The 14306-nt window shown below is 73.0% G+C and carries 11 protein-coding genes; 3 read left to right on the forward strand and 8 right to left on the reverse strand.

All coding sequences use genetic code 11. The annotated features are described in order from the left end of the window. A partial coding sequence (locus ACH4E7_RS43865) for a beta-ketoacyl synthase N-terminal-like domain-containing protein (RefSeq protein ID WP_396254820.1) occupies positions 1-3348 on the reverse strand: 3348 nt, incomplete at its 3' end. A 393-nt stretch (positions 3349-3741) separates the two neighbouring features. Between ACH4E7_RS43865 and ACH4E7_RS43870 the strand changes: the two genes are divergently transcribed. Then, positions 3742-4677, forward strand: a complete 936-nt coding sequence (locus ACH4E7_RS43870) for a phosphotransferase enzyme family protein (RefSeq protein ID WP_396254821.1) — start codon at positions 3742-3744, stop codon at positions 4675-4677. Here the strand turns inward: ACH4E7_RS43870 and ACH4E7_RS43875 are convergent. From ACH4E7_RS43875 to ACH4E7_RS43900, 6 genes are all read right to left on the reverse strand, one after another. Further along, a complete protein-coding gene (locus tag ACH4E7_RS43875) occupies positions 4665-5438 on the reverse strand; it encodes an NAD(P)H-binding protein (RefSeq protein ID WP_396254822.1) in 774 nt (257 codons plus the stop codon). The genes ACH4E7_RS43870 and ACH4E7_RS43875 overlap by 13 nt on opposite strands. Beyond that, positions 5435-6688: an MFS transporter gene (locus ACH4E7_RS43880; RefSeq protein WP_396254823.1), complete on the reverse strand. Its 1254-nt coding sequence runs from the start codon at positions 6686-6688 to the stop codon at positions 5435-5437. The genes ACH4E7_RS43875 and ACH4E7_RS43880 overlap by 4 nt, the downstream gene beginning before the upstream one ends. Positions 6689-6697: 9 nt before the next feature. After that, the gene (locus tag ACH4E7_RS43885; protein ID WP_396254824.1) at positions 6698-7561 is read right to left on the reverse strand and encodes a thioesterase II family protein; all 864 of its coding nucleotides are present in this window, start codon (positions 7559-7561) and stop codon (positions 6698-6700) included. After that, positions 7558-9750: a LuxR C-terminal-related transcriptional regulator gene (locus tag ACH4E7_RS43890; protein WP_396254825.1), complete on the reverse strand. Its 2193-nt coding sequence runs from the start codon at positions 9748-9750 to the stop codon at positions 7558-7560. The genes ACH4E7_RS43885 and ACH4E7_RS43890 overlap by 4 nt, the downstream gene beginning before the upstream one ends. A 589-nt stretch (positions 9751-10339) precedes the next feature. Next, positions 10340-10528: a LuxR C-terminal-related transcriptional regulator gene (locus ACH4E7_RS43895; RefSeq protein ID WP_396254826.1), complete on the reverse strand. Its 189-nt coding sequence runs from the start codon at positions 10526-10528 to the stop codon at positions 10340-10342. Positions 10529-10644: 116 nt separating this feature from the next. Further along, complete coding sequence (locus ACH4E7_RS43900; protein WP_396254827.1) at positions 10645-11412, reverse strand: aminopeptidase N C-terminal domain-containing protein; 768 nt, start codon at positions 11410-11412, stop codon at positions 10645-10647. 69 nt (positions 11413-11481) lie between these two features. Between ACH4E7_RS43900 and ACH4E7_RS43905 the strand changes: the two genes are divergently transcribed. Both ACH4E7_RS43905 and ACH4E7_RS43910 read left to right on the forward strand, forming a co-directional pair. Continuing rightward, on the forward strand, positions 11482-11613 hold the full coding sequence (locus ACH4E7_RS43905; protein ID WP_396254828.1) for a hypothetical protein: 132 nt from the start codon (positions 11482-11484) through the stop codon (positions 11611-11613). Positions 11614-11919: 306 nt separating this feature from the next. Next, positions 11920-12315: a CPCC family cysteine-rich protein gene (locus ACH4E7_RS43910; RefSeq protein WP_396254829.1), complete on the forward strand. Its 396-nt coding sequence runs from the start codon at positions 11920-11922 to the stop codon at positions 12313-12315. 122 nt (positions 12316-12437) lie between these two features. Here the strand turns inward: ACH4E7_RS43910 and ACH4E7_RS43915 are convergent, their stop codons facing one another. Continuing rightward, positions 12438-13565: an NADH:flavin oxidoreductase gene (locus ACH4E7_RS43915; protein WP_396254830.1), complete on the reverse strand. Its 1128-nt coding sequence runs from the start codon at positions 13563-13565 to the stop codon at positions 12438-12440. Positions 13566-14306: the final 741 nt, after the last annotated feature.

Here is a 14306-nt window from a genome sequence, read left to right on the forward strand (position 1 = left end):
TGCGCCTTGTCCGGTGAAGAGGAAGGCGAGTTTGCCGGGTGTGGTGGGGGTGGCGGTGATCAGGCCGGGGGTGTCGGTTCCGGTCGCGAGGGCGTTGAGGTCGCGTAGGAGGGTGTTGTGGTCGTCGGCGGTGATGGCGGCGCGGTGGTCGAAGAGGGTGCGGGTGGTGGTGAGGGAGGCGGCGAGGTCGGCGGGCTGTACGTCGGGGTGGTCGGCCACCCAGTCGCGCAGGCGGGCGGCCTGGTCGCGCAGGGCTGCCTCGGTGCGGCCTGAGAGCACGAGCGGGAACGGTTGGGTGTTCTCGGGGCTCGGGTTCGACGGCTGTTCGTCGAGGGTGGGGGCTTGTTCGAGGATGACGTGGGCGTTGGTGCCGCTGATGCCGAAGGAGGAGACGCCGGCGCGTCGGGGGTGGTCGGTTTCGGGCCAGGGGTGTTCCTCGGTGAGGAGTTGGACGGTGCCGGTGGACCAGTCGACCTCGGGGGTCGGCTGGTCGACGTGGAGGGTGCGTGGCAGTACGCCGTGGCGCATCGCCTGCACCATCTTGATCACGCCGCCGACGCCGGCCGCGGCCTGGGTGTGGCCGATGTTGGACTTCAAGGAGCCCAGCCACAAGGGCTGTTCGGCACTCCGGTGCTGCCCGTACACCGCGATGAGGGCCTGTGCCTCGATCGGGTCACCGAGTCGGGTGCCGGTGCCGTGCGCCTCCACGACGTCCACCTCGTCCGCCGACACGCGTGCGTTGGCCAGGGCCTGCCGGATCACCCGCTGCTGGGCCGGGCCGCTGGGGGCGGTGAGGCCGTTGGACGCGCCGTCCTGGTTCACCGCCGAGCCGCGGACGACCGCGAGCACCCGGTGCCCGAGCCGTCGGGCGTCCGACAGCCGCTCCACCAGCAGCACACCTACGCCCTCGGCCATGCCGAAGCCGTCGGCCGCGGCCGCGAAGGCCTTGGAGCGGCCGTCGGGCGCCAGGGCGCGCTGACGGCTGAACTCGATGAGCATGCCGGGTTCGGCGAGGACGGTTGCCCCACCGGCCAGGGCGAGGGTGCACTCGCCCGATCGGATGGCCCGAACGGCCAGGTGCAGGGCCACGAGCGAGGACGAGCAGGCGGTGTCGACGGACACCGCGGGCCCCTCGAGTCCCAGCACGTAGGCGATCCGGCCCGAGGCGACGCTCGACGTGGTGCCCGTGAGGACGTAGCCCTCCAACTCCTCGGGGGCCCGGTGCATCTGGGGACCGTAGTCGAGCTTCATCGAGCCGACGAAGACCCCGGTCCGGCTGCCGCGCAGGGAGTGCGGGTCGATGCCGGCCCGTTCGACGGCCTCCCAGGCCGTCTCCAGCAGCAGCCGTTGCTGCGGGTCCATGGCGAGGGCCTCGCGCGGCGAGACGCCGAAGAAGTCCGCGTCGAAGTCCCCGGCGCCGTGCAGGAATCCGCCCTGTCGCTGGTAGAACGTGCCCGGAGCCGCGGGGTCCGAGGCGTGGGTTCGGCCGAGGTCCCAGCCGCGGTCGGTGGGGAGGTCGCCGACCGCGTCCTCGCCGCGGGTGACGATCTCCCACAGCCGCTCGGGCGTGCTCACCCCGCCGGGGAACCGGCAGCTCATCCCCACGATGGCGATCGGCTCGTCCTGGTCGGTGCCGGCCGGTTCGGGCCGCTCCTCCCCGGTGTGTTCGCCGAGGAGGTCCGCGCGCAGCCGGCCGGCGAGTGAGGCCGGGGTGGGGTGGTCGAAGACGACGGTCGGCGGCAGCGGCAGACCGGTGGCCTCGCAGAGCCGGGTGCGCAGTTCCACGGCCCCGGCCGAGTCGAGCCCCAGCGTCTTGAAGGCGAGTCCGGGGAAGGCGGGCCCCCGGTCGGCCTGGTGGGCCCGGTCGGGGCCGAGGACCGCGGCGACCTGCGTGCGCACCAGGTGCAGCAGAAAGCGGTCCCGTTCGTTGCGGCCGGTCATCGCCCTTACCCGGTCGGCGAGTTCGGGAGTGTCGCCGGCGGGTCGCGATTCGTCGGAGGGGGCGGCGGGCAGCTCGACCGGGTGGGCGCCGAGGCCGGAGAAGACGGTCTCCCAGTCGGGGCGGGCGCCGTTGGCGTGGAGCCGGGCGAGGGACAGCACGAAGCGCCCGGGGCCGCCCTGGTCGCGGCGCAGCGTGTCGAGGACCCGGGCGTCGCACCGGGCGTCGGCGGCGGTCTCCTGGACGGCGAGCGTTAGCACCGGGTGCGGGCTCACCTCGACGAAGAGGCGGTGCCCGGCGTCCAGGAGGCCCCGGACGGCGGACTCGAACCGCACGGTGTCCCTGAGGTTGCGGTACCAGTACGTGCCGTCGAGGCCGTCGGTGTCCAGCGGGCCGCCGGTGGTGGAGGAGTGGAAGGGGATCTGTGCCGGGCGCGCGGCCAGGGCGGTCAGGGAACCCACCAGGAAGTCCTCGACCGCTTCGACCTGCGCGGAGTGCGTCGCCACGCCCATGGGGACCTTGCGGGCGCGGACGCCCTGGGCGGCCAGGCCGGCCAGCAGCGCGTCCACGGCGTCGCAGTCGCCGGACACGAGGGTGGAGCGGGGGCTGTTGATCCCCGCGAGGTCGATCCGTCCCGCCCAGGGGGTCAGGCGGTCGCGGACCTCGTCGGCCGGGAGCGAGACGGCCGCCGTGTCGCCCCTGCCCTGGAGCATCGCCTCCGCCTGGCTCCACGTCACCACGAGCCGGGCGCCGTCCTGGAGGGACAGGCCGCCCGCGACGGTCACGGCCGCGATCTCGCCGAGGCTCTGACCGACGACGGCCGCCGGCTCGATGCCGTACGAACGCCACTGCGCGGCCAGCGACACCATCACCGCGAAGAGGGCGGGCTGGGCCACGTCGACCCGGTCCAGGGAGGGGGCGCCGGGCGCATCGGCGAGCACGTCCTCCAGCGACCAGTCCACCAGGGGTTCGACCGCCTCGACGCAGGCGCGCAGGGTGTCCCGGAACACCGGTGAGGACGTCCGCAGTTCCCGGGCCATGCCGACCCACTGGCTGCCGTGCCCGGGAAAGACGAACACCGGGCGCCGGTCCTCGCCCGGCGTGCCCGTGGTGATGCCGGGGTGGGACTCGCCGCGGGCCAGGGTGTCGAGCCGGTCCAGGAACTCGTCCCGGTCGGTCCCCACCACGACGGCCCGGTACGGCCCGTCGCAGTCCGCCAGGGCGAGCGAGAGGCCGATGTCGGCGACGCGGAGCTCCGGTCGGGCCGTCACGTGCGCCCGCAGCCGGTCGGCCTGTTCCCGCACGCCGGCTGTGTCGGCCGCGGAGAGGACCCAGGGCAGCGGGGCCGTGGACGGCTGGTGCGGGGCGGACTGCTGCCCGGCGGTGCCGGAGCCAGAACCGTGGGTCATCGAGAAACTCCTCGCACTTCCGTAGAACGGCGTCGGGACCGGGTGTACGAGGTTCTCCTGGCGGCAACCCCGGATTCACCACTTATGAAATTCATCGGCGGAATGCCCCAGCAACCCCCTATGGCCCCCCTAGACCCCCCAGTGTTCCGCCTCCCGCCCTGGGGGTCCGGTCGATTCCCCCTAGGACCCTGGGCCCGGACCAATTACTCGGGTAAGGTGCCCCGGAATCCGCAGACGCCGGTCCGCACGTGCTTCCCGCGGCTTTCCGGGGCGTCCCGGGGCTCCTGTCGGGAGCGCGGTCGCGCCGTGCCGCGGCCGGTGCCGGACATTCGCCGTCCCGTCGTTCCGGGCCGTGTGCAGCGGAGTCGGATCCCTGACGAAAGGACCCCTCGCATGCCCGTTTTCGACCCGCTCCCGTCGGCTCCGTCCGCGACCGAACTCCCGCTCCACCTGTGGGGGCGGGAGGCGTACGAGGTCGAGCCGTGGGGCGACACCTGGCAGATCGGCTACAACTCCCACACCTGGCTGCTGCAGCTCGACTCCGGGCGCCACGTGCTCAAGGCGGTACCGCGCGATCAGGGCGTGAAGTTCGCTTCGGGGTTGGAGGCCGCACTGCTCATCGACGGCCAGGGCGTGCCCTCCGGTGCGCCGCTCCGCACGGTGGACGGGGCGGTCGCGGGGTACGCCGGCGAGTGGTGCTGGGCACTGCTCGACTACGTGGGGGGCACCCCGGCCGACCCCGCCGACCCGGAGCAGCTCGCTCTCGTGGGCCGGACCCTCGGCCGCATCCACACCGGACTGCGCGAACTGCCGCCGCTGCCCGGGGTGATGACGTGGGGCCGACTGGACTGGCTGCTGGTCGAGGAGCCGTTCCTGGAAGGACGGCCGTGGATCCAGCAGGCCATCCGGGAGTCCCTCGCCGCGCTGCCCGACGAGTTGACCGTGGGCATGATCCACTGCGATCCGCGGGTGACCGAGTTCCGTATCGATCAGGGGCGCGCGGGGATATTCGACTGGGGCGAGGCCATGTACGCCCCGCACGTCTTCGACCTCGCGACGACGCTGAGCTTCCTCGACGACGACGTCGATTCCAAGCCGTTCCTCAGCGGATATCTGACCGAATCCGTGATATCCGCCGAGGAACTCGCGTACATTCCCGCGGCGCTGAAACTCCGGGCCGGTATCGAGGCCTGGATCTACGCCAGGCGGCTGCATTTCGGGGTCGACCTCGGACAGCAGGGGGAACACACGAACGCGACCCTCATCGAGCGGGCGCGTACGAACATCGCCGCGGCGGAGCTCAAGGACCGTACGTCCTATCTGCCGTGACCGCCGTGGGCGCCCTCCTCATCGTGCCCGGGTGACCGGTCCCGCCGTGTCACGCAGGCCGTCACGGCACGGGCGATGCCGCTTCCGTGCCCGGCCGCGACGGGACGCAGCTCCAGGGTGAGGCCGGCGGACCGCGGCTCGGCCAGGAGCGCGCAGACCGTCGCGGCCGCGTCGGCGCGGCTGGTGTCGCCCGGCGGCGCGTCCGGCCCGGCCGGAGCCAGCCGGACGCGCCCGGTGGCCGGCGCGTCGGTCAGGCGTCCGGGCCGCAGGATCGTCACCTCCAGGCCGCAGCCCCGCAGGTGCTCCTCCGCGTCGAGCTTCGCCCGCAGGTAGGCGTCGCCGGTCTCCCGGTCGGCGCCGTCCGGCGGGCGGAGCGAGCTGACCATGACGCAGCGACGCACTCCCGCCCGCAGGCCCGCGGCCGCGAAGAGGGCGGCGGGGGAACGGGTCGCGCTGGCGCGACCCAGTGAGCCCGGACCGGTGCCGGTCCCGGCGGCCAGGACGAGTGCGTCGGCGCCGCGGGCGACGGCCGCGAGTTCGGCCTCCAGGGCCTCGGCACCGCGGTCGGGGACGAACAGGGCGGCTTCGGCCCCGGCCGCCTCGACCGGCCGCCGGTCCCGCGGATCGCGGATCAGCCCGACGGCCCGGCTGCCGCCCGCGACCAGCCGGGCGGCCAGGGCCAGGCCGAGCGGCGTGGTGGCCCCGAGGATGACGACTTCCCCCGGCGCCACGGCCGGGGGGAGTCCGGTGACGGCCCTCATGCTTCGCTCGGCACGGGGGCCGCCGCGCCGTCGCGTCCGGGACGGGCGGTGGGGCGGGTCGTGGGCAGGGTGGCGCCGAGGAGGCCGGCCAGGGCCGCGAACACGGCTCCGACACCGACGGCCGACGCGGGCCCGGCGAGGTCCAGCAGCCCGCCGGCGACGGGCAGCATGACGGCCGCTCCGCCGGTGGTGGCGGTGGCGAGCCAGCCGAACGCCTCCGCCCTGCGGTGCTCCGGGGACAGCGCGCCGACGCGGGAGTTGCTCACCGCGAGGGTGGGGGAGATCGCCGTGCCGCCGATCAGCAGCACGAGCGCGACCAGCCACCACGGCGTCGAGTCGAGCACCGGAGGCAGGAGCAGGGCCACCGCGGCCGTCCCCGCGGCGAGACCCGCGAGCCGCAGACCGAAGCGCGGCCGACCGCCCCGCCCGGCCACGACGAAGCCGCCCACCGCCGATCCGAGGGTCCAGACCGCGATGAGCGCCCCGGCGAGTTCGGGCCGACCCGCGGCCCGGCCCCAGGCGACCAGGGAGAGGTTGACGGAGAACAGCGAGGCCATGATCAGGAAGGCCACCAGCAGGGCGCGGGCGAGCACCGGGTCCGCGAGCAGGGTCCGCTCCCTGCCGGACTCGGCCGTGGCCCGTGCCGGGGCGCTGCTCAGCCCCGCGTGCCGGACGGCCAGGGCGAAGCCCAGTGCTCCCAGCACCGCCAGCAGGGCGCTGAGGCCCACGGCCGCCTCGGGGCCGGCCACCGAGACGACGACCGAGGCGAGCAGCGGCCCTCCCATGGCCACGATGTCCTGGCCGGTGGCCTCCAGCGCGTACAGGGATTCCAGCCGGGACCCCTCGGCGATGCGCGGCCAGGTGGCACGGCTGAGCTGCGAGACGGGCGGCAGCAGGAGCCCGGTGAGAGTGGCCAGCGCGGCGATCAGCGGCCAGGCCCGGGGCGGCAGCACGGCCGAGAGCGCGATCAGCGCCACCAGGCCCAGGCCGAAGCCGAGCCCGGTGACCACCAGCAGACGGGAGGCGGAGCTGCGGTCCGCGACCTTGCCGCGGACCGGTCCGGCGATCGCCTGGCCGACGGCCAGTGCGCCGGTGATCACGCCGACCTCCGCGTACGAGCCGGTCCACTCCACGACGAGGAAGGACAGGGCCACCGGCAGCCCGCTGAGATGAAGTCGGCCGAGGAGCGACAGCGCCAGCAGGGGTTTGGCGAACGGGATGGCGACGACGGCGCGGACTCGCTGGGTCATGGACACGGGTCAGCTCCCCTCTGCGGTCGCGGCGCCGAGCGGCTCCGCGGTGTGCGGGTCCGTCCGTCCGTGCAGCGGCGAGCCCTGCGGCCCGGCCACGGCGGGCGGGGCCTGCGGGGTGAAGGACGCCACCCGGTCGAGGAGCGCGGCGGCGACCTCGCGCGGGCGGTCGCCGAAGTAGAAGTGGCCCCCCGGGAAGCTTCGCAGGGAGAACTCCCCGCTCGTGTGGACCTGCCAGGCGGCGGCCTCCTCCTCGGTCACCCGGGGGTCGTCCTCGCCGGTGAGGACCGCCACCGGGCAGCGCAGCGCGGGGCCCGGCCGGTAGGTGTAACCGGAGACCACGCGGTAGTCGGTGCGCATCACGGACACCACGAGCTCCCGGAGCTCCGCGTCGTCCAGCACGCTCGGATCGGTGCCGCTGAGGGTGCGCAGCTCCGCGAGGATCGCGTCATCGGTCATGGGCAGCGAGCGGTCGCCGCGCCGCGCCGCCGGCGCGGCGCGGCCCGAGACGACGAGGCCGAGCGGTTCGCGGCCGGGCAGCGCCTCCAGGCGGCGCGCCACCTCGAAGGCGAGCAGCGCGCCCATACTGTGCCCGAAGAGCACCAGCGGCCGGTCCGACCACGCCCGGAGCTCGTCGAGGACGAGGCCGACGAGGGCCTCGGCGTCCTCGACCGGGGGCTCGAAGCGCCGGTCCTGCCTGCCCGGGTATTGGATGCCGAGCATCTCCACGGTGGAGGGCAGTGCCGCGGACAGCCAGTAGTAGCTGGAGGCGGAACCTCCGGCGTGCGGGAAGCACACCACCCGGACCTCGCTCGCGGAGGAGGGGTGGTAGCGGCGTATCCAGAGGTCTTCTCGCGGGGGCGCCTGGGTCATCGGGTGAGGCTCCTGTCGGGGACGGGGTGGTGGCTGGGTGTGCTGAGATCCCGGGCGGTCGGCCCGGCGGCCGGGTCCAGGCCGCGGATCCCGCCCGGAAGCGCCGCCAGGTCCGTGCGCCGGTCGATGCGCAGCTTGCGGAAGATGCGGGTCAGGTGCTGCTCGACCGTGCTCGGGGTGACGCACAGGCAATGGGCGATCTCCCGGTTGGTGTATCCCTGGGCGGCGAGTCCGGCGACGCGGCGCTCGGCGTCGGTGAGCGTGGCGAGCGGGTCGGCGCCCGATCGGCCGCGCCGCGGCGGAGCGGGCTCGACGGCCGGGGCGGCGAGCCTGCGTCGCAGCCGCTCGGTCCCGCAGATGCGCGCGAGCTGTCGGGCCCGGCTGCGGACGGTGCGGGCGAGGGCGGGTTCGTCGAGGGCCTGGTAGGCGTCGCCGAGATCGGCCAGTACGCGGGCCAGTTCGAGCCGGTCGCCCTCGGTCTCCAGTAGGGAGGCGGCGGTGCGCAGCAGTTCGGTGCGCCGGTGTGCCTCCGCGGTCGCCGCCTTCAGCCGCAGGGCGGTGCCGCGGGCGCGCGACGTCGACGGTCCCGGCAGGGCCAGCTGCTCGTCGACCAGCGCCCGCGCCGCCTCGGGCCGGCCGAGCGCGAGGTGGGCCTCGGCGGCGTCCAGCCGCCACGGCAGGAGGCCGGGCAGTTCGACCCCCCAGCCGCGCGTGATCTCGCCGCAGGCCACGAAGTCCCCGAGGGCGGCCTGCTGACGTCCTGTCGCCAGGTAGTGGTGGCCGCGCGCACGCAGGTAGAACAGGCCGTAGGGAGTCTGCGTGAGGGCGGTCGGCAGCGGCAGCCGGAGCCATTCGGCCGCCGCGTCGTGGCGGTTCATCTCGGTCAGGGCGAGTACCAGGGTGCCCAGCGGATCGCCGACCGTCACGCCCCAGCTCTCCGGGGGCAGATGGTCGAGCGCCCAGGTCGCGTGGCGTTCGGCCCCCGGTATGTCGCCACGGCGCAGGGCGGCGTGCGCCCGTGCCGCGCAGAGCTGCGCCCGCCAGAGGGGGGTGGGCTGGGACTCGGCCTCCTGGGCGAGCGCCGTGAACCACGGGGCGCCGGTGTCGAGCCGGTCCGTGCTGCGCAGGGCGAGCAGGGCGATGTGCATGGGTTCCAGCGCGGTGCCGTCCAGTCGCAGGCCCTGCAGGATGCGCTCGGCGGCCGAGGCCGCGGCCGCCGGGTCGGCGTCGGCGGGCAGGGCGCGGAGGTCGGCGCAGGCGTGCACCCACGGGTGGGTGCCGGCGACGGTCTCGACGGCCGAGGGGGAGTCCGCTCCGGGATCCCCCTGGTTGAACATTCGCGGGTAGAGGTGGGCGAGCCACAGGTCCGTGACGGTCCGCTCCATGGTGGCGTTGCGGTCCTCCCCGGTGGCGCCCTCCAGTGCGCGCAGGACGTCGTGGACGTCCTCGACGCGTCCGTGCCATGCCAGCCGCCGGGCGAGGACGCTGGCGACGCGGTGGGGGAGACGCCCGTCGCGGACGGCGGTGACCAGGCCGTCGAGATGACGGCTGGCCAGGGAAGGGCCGGCCCACCACTTGAGGTCCACCAGGTAGGCGTCGACCACCGCGCTCTCCTGGTGGCAGCCGCGGCCCCGGTGGGCCAGCTCCAGGAAGGACCGGGCCGTGGCCTCCTGGTACTCCGACAGGGCCCGCGCCGCGGCCTCGCGGAGCACGGACACCGCCCAGGGCTCGGGGGCCGCGCCGGCGGCCAGCAGGTGGTGGGCGACATCGGTCGCCGCGGCGCCGGTCGCCCACAGGGTGCGGCTGGCGCTCAGGTGGACGTCGGGGCGCGTGTCGAACTCGGGATCGTCGAGGACGGCCTGCCGGACGTCGGGGCCGGCGAACCGGCCGTCGCGGAGCACACCGAGGCCGTGCAGTCCCTCGGCCGCCCGCCGGGCTGCGGCCACGTCGACGCCCAGCACCCTGGCGAGCAGCTCCGCCGGGGCGTCCTGGCCGTGCACGCCGAGCACGGCCAGGGCACGGGCCGCCGCGGAGAGGAGCGGCGCGTCCGCGCCACGGAGGGCGGCCAGCGCCTCGACGGCGTGGAGGGTGCCAGGATCCCTCCCGCCCCCGCCACCGGCATCCGGGGGCGGTCCGGAGGGCCCGGAGGACTGTGCGGTCGTGCGGTCGTGCGGCGATGCGTGCGTCATCGACTTCCTAGAAGGTGCATGAGGGTTCCCCGGAGCCTGCACGTGGGCCCCCGGCACCGGTGCAGGCTGACGACCCGTCCATGGGGCTGGCCGGGGCCTCCGCGGATCGGGACGGTGATGTCACGTCAGTGTCCGGCGCGGGACGACTCGTCGGCATCTGTCGCATGACCTGCATTTGACCTGCGCACGACGTGATTGCTCACGGTCACAGGGCGTCGGTCCATCGCGACGAGGCGGCGGGCGACGTCCGAGAACACCGGCACGCTGCCCGAGGCATACGGTCTCGGTGGTGGGTGGCGGTTTCCTCCGGCGCCGGGGTGATCAGGTCCTCATCTGCCGGGATGCGCCGGCGCCGGAGCCGTGTGGGGGAGTGGCTCCGGCGCCGGCGGGTGGGACCCGGCCGCGCTGTGGCCGGGTCCCACCCGCCGCGGCCTTCGCGGAAGGTCGTCGCCGCGTCGGACGGGTTATCGGGAAATCCCGTGCGGCTGGATAAGCCGTGCTCGGGCAGGATGTTCAACGGAATTGTCCTGCGGGAGATATCGGCGATCTGTCGGATGTGAATGCACGGACAATGGCGCCGTTCTGTCGATCAGGCGCCGAGATTGACGCGGTTTGGCGCGTTCAGGGCTTCCATGATCCGCGCCACCCGACGTCTGACCGTCCGAACGCTGATGTCGAGGTGGCGGGCGATCGCCTCGTCGCTGGGACGGGTTGCCAGCAGGGCGAGTAGTTCCAGGTCTTCGTCGGAGAGCCGCCCGGACTCCTCGATGTTGGCCATGCATCCCCCACAACTAATCTGCTGCCACTTGAAAGTGTCTTATCGCGCTATTGGTCAAATCTTTTCCAAGCCTTTGCATGGTATCACGATCGAGAGTTCGAGCGGAGGGTCGAGGGCTACTCCGGCAGCCGCAATGCCGTCACAACCTCGGATGCTTCCAGTGAAAGGCCGGAATGCTGGGCGACTTTCTGCAGGGCCTCCCGCATCAGTTCCCGTCGGGCCTGGTCGACTTTCCGCCAGGAGCCGAGAGATCCGGCCAGCCGGGCCGATACCTGCGGGTTGACCTCATCCACGCGGAGGATCTGTTCAGCGGCGAATCGGTAGCCGGAGCCGTCGGCGGCATGGAAGTGCCGGGGGTTCTCGAAGCAGAAGGTGAGGACGAGGGCGGCCACCCGATTGGGAGTCGCCCAGGAGAACGCCGGATGCCCGGTCAGCTCCCGCACCCGGGCCAGGGTGTCGGCGGTGGAGCTCCTGGCCACCGTGGCGAACCACTTGTCCATCACCAGCGGGTGCTCACCCCACTCCGCGGCGAACTCCGCCATGACCTGGCGGCCGTCCGGGCCGTCGGCCAGGGCGGTGAGGGCCGCCAACCGGTCGGTCATGTTGTCCGCGTCCCGGTACTGGCGCAGGGCCAGCTCCCGCACTTCGTCGGTCCCCAGGGCGGCCAGGTAGTCGAGACACGTGTTGCGTAGGCTCCGTCGGGCGATCTGCTCGGCGTTGAAGCGGTAGTCGTGGTCGCCGAGCCGGCGGTAACAGGTCAGCAGGGGCTCGTACAGGCTGTTCGCCAGCTCTCTGCGGGTGGTCCGGAGCACGTCCGCCAGCTGTACCGGGTCGATCTCGTCCAGCTGGTTGAACAGGGTTTCGTAGCTCGGTAGTTGGAGCATGAGCGCGGCATCGGCGACCCCGGGGGCCAGCAGCTTCTTGCGAAGTGGTAAAGCAGTACCTTGTGGGTCGTGCCCGCCGCCTTCGCTGCGCGCCGCAGCGAGAAGCCGACCAAGCCGTGCTCGGCGATGTCGGCCGTGACCAGCTCCAACAACCCTTGGTGGCGCGCCCGCCCGCGCGGGGTGCGGGCCGAACGGCGGTAGCCCCGGCGCGCGGCAGTCTGCTCCGGCTCGTCCGGCTCGTCCGGCTCGGCGTTGACGAGATCGTTTCGCATGCCACTAGCTTCCTGGATCAGGCCACGCCCCCACCACCGTGCCGAATCCGGGCCGGCCCTGTGGGCGTCGAGGGCGCTGCGACACATCACACGGGGAAGCCGTTCCGGGGCGCGCCACCCGTACAGGCCTGAGGGGGAGCGCCTGGCCGTCGCGCCGGCCGGTAGGGCAGTCATATGCGGGTCCCGCGGTCAACTCCTTGGAAACCAAACGCCCTTCGCGGTGAGATGGGACAGGATGACGGGGGTGACGGTGAAATTCCCCTGTGTGTGCTGTGGCCGTCTGACCATGGGCGAGCCGCCCGGCTCGTATGAGATCTGCCCGGTGTGTTTCTGGGAAGACGACGCTGTTCAGCTTCGCTGGCCGGCCTACCCAGGCGGAGCAAACCGACCTTCGCTGATCGAGGCCCAGGAGAATTACCAGGCCTTCGGAGCTTGCGAAGAGCGGTCCGTGGAGCATGTCCGCCCGCCCCTGGACGACGAGCCGCAGGACCGGAGTTGGCGGCCCATCGACGCCGAGCGCGACCACTTCGAGCCCCAGGGCGTCCAGCTGGCCGCGTGGCCGGTCGATCGAACGGTTCTGTACTGGTGGCGCTATCGGGACACGGGTTTCTGGCGTCCCGCCGCCGGATGACCGTCACCCGGCCTGGTCGTCGAGTCGGGCCAGGAGGCCGTCGAGGATCTGCTCGCCGGCGACCTGGCCCTTGACCGGTCCTGCTGCCCTCGCCGTGCGGCCGGGTCCGCGGGGTGTGGTGGTCAGCTCAGGGTGCGGACCGCGGCGGCGTCGTAAGGACGCAGGTCGGTGAAGCGGCCGGAGAGGACCTTGACGGCCCACTGCGGGTCCTGGAGGAGGGCGCGGCCGACGGCGACCAGGTCGAACTCGTCGCGTTCCAGCCGGTCGAGCAGGTTGTCGATGCCCTGGACCGGGGCGCCCTCGCCCATGAAGGCGCGGACGAAGTCGCCGTCGAGGCCGACCGAGCCGACGGTGATGGCGGGGCGGCCGGTGAGCTTCCTGGTCCAGCCGGCCAGGTTGAGGTCCGAGCCGTCGAACTCCGGCACCCAGTAGCGGCGGGTCGAGGCGTGGAAGGCATCGACGCCGGCTTCGGCGAGCGGGGCGAGGATCGCCTCCAGTTCCTGAGGGGTCTCGGCCAGGCGGGCGTCGTAGTTCTCCGACTTCCACTGCGAGTAGCGGAAGATCACGGGGAATTCCGCGGAGACGGCCTCACGCACCGCGGCGACGAGCTCGGCCGTGAACTTCGTCCGGGCGACCGGGTCGCCACCGTAGGCGTCGGTGCGACGGTTGGTGCCCGCCCACAGGAACTGGTCGAGGAGGTAGCCATGGGCGCCATGCAGCTCGACGCCGTCGAAGCCGATCCGCTCCGCGGCCGCGGCGGCCTCGGCGAACGCGCCGATGACGGCGTCCAGGTCGGTCCGGGTCATCGCTCGCCCGGTTCCCTCGGTGCCGTCCAGCCGGACGCCGGACGGGCCGACGGCGGGGGCGTCGGCGAACGGCGGGTCGCCCTGCTTGCGCACCATGCCGATGTGCCAGAGCTGCGGCACGATGGTGCCGCCCGCCGCGTGGACGTCTTCGGCGACGCGGGCCCACCCGGCCAGCTGTTCTTCGCCATGGAAGCGCGGGATGTCGTCGCTCTGGCCGGCGGACTCGTGGCCGACGTACGTTCCCTCGGTGACGATCAGGCCGACGCCTGCGGCGGCGCGGCGGGCGTAGTACGAGCGCACGTCCTCGCCGGGCACGCCACCCGGGGAGAACCTGCGCGTCATCGGGGCCATCACGATGCGGTTGGGCACGGTCAGCCCGTTGATCGTGACGGGCCGGGACAGGATCTCGGCCGCGCGGGAGGTGGAGGGCTCGGTGACGGTCATGGGGATTCCTCGGGGATAGCGGTGGTGTGCGCCAGGCGGAAACGGTTGCCCGTGCCAACCACCTCGGCAGCCTGCGCATTTCGCCGGCCATGCGAAACCCGCTGTGATCCACGCCACTGCACGCCGGCGGGGAGGGGCGTCTCTCCACCTGATTCCGCCGAGGAAGCCCGGGGCTTCAGGACCTCGACCCCGTCGATCGCCTCCGCGTTCTCCATCCGGCCAGGCCGAGGAGGTGCGATGCCGGTGTAGCCGACCTTCCGTTGACACCCCGCTCGTCCAAGGACCTGCCGACGCGATCGCACCGACCGACCACCGGCTCAGCGGCCTCCCGCCTGACACTGAGACGGGTCTGGTGGATGCTCCTGCAATTTGTCTCGGGCGCTGGGTAGGGGTACTGTCTCCCAGTCGCCCGGCAGGGAGCACCGGACACGCATCTGCGCGGACGGTCCCGGGGCGGCCAATCCTCTGAAGCACCACTTCCGGTTCTCGCCGGTCGTTTTCGCATGCTTGCGTTGAGGCCTGGTGATTATTCGGCGTGTGCGTTTTATCGGGTTGCGGTCGGATTCGCTTTTCGGAGCGGGGGTCGGCTAGAGTCTGAAACGTCGGACGGGGTGTCAAGCCCTAGAAGACAGCGGCGAGTTGGATAAACGAAGCCCCGGAAACGGAGCGGAAAACGTCTGATAAGCTGGAAACACGAAAGAACGAAGCGCCCGGAGGGCCCGCTGGAAGGCGGTCCGAAGG

It is taken from the genome of Kitasatospora sp. NPDC018058 (genome assembly GCF_044327205.1).
Lineage (GTDB): Bacteria > Actinomycetota > Actinomycetes > Streptomycetales > Streptomycetaceae > Kitasatospora.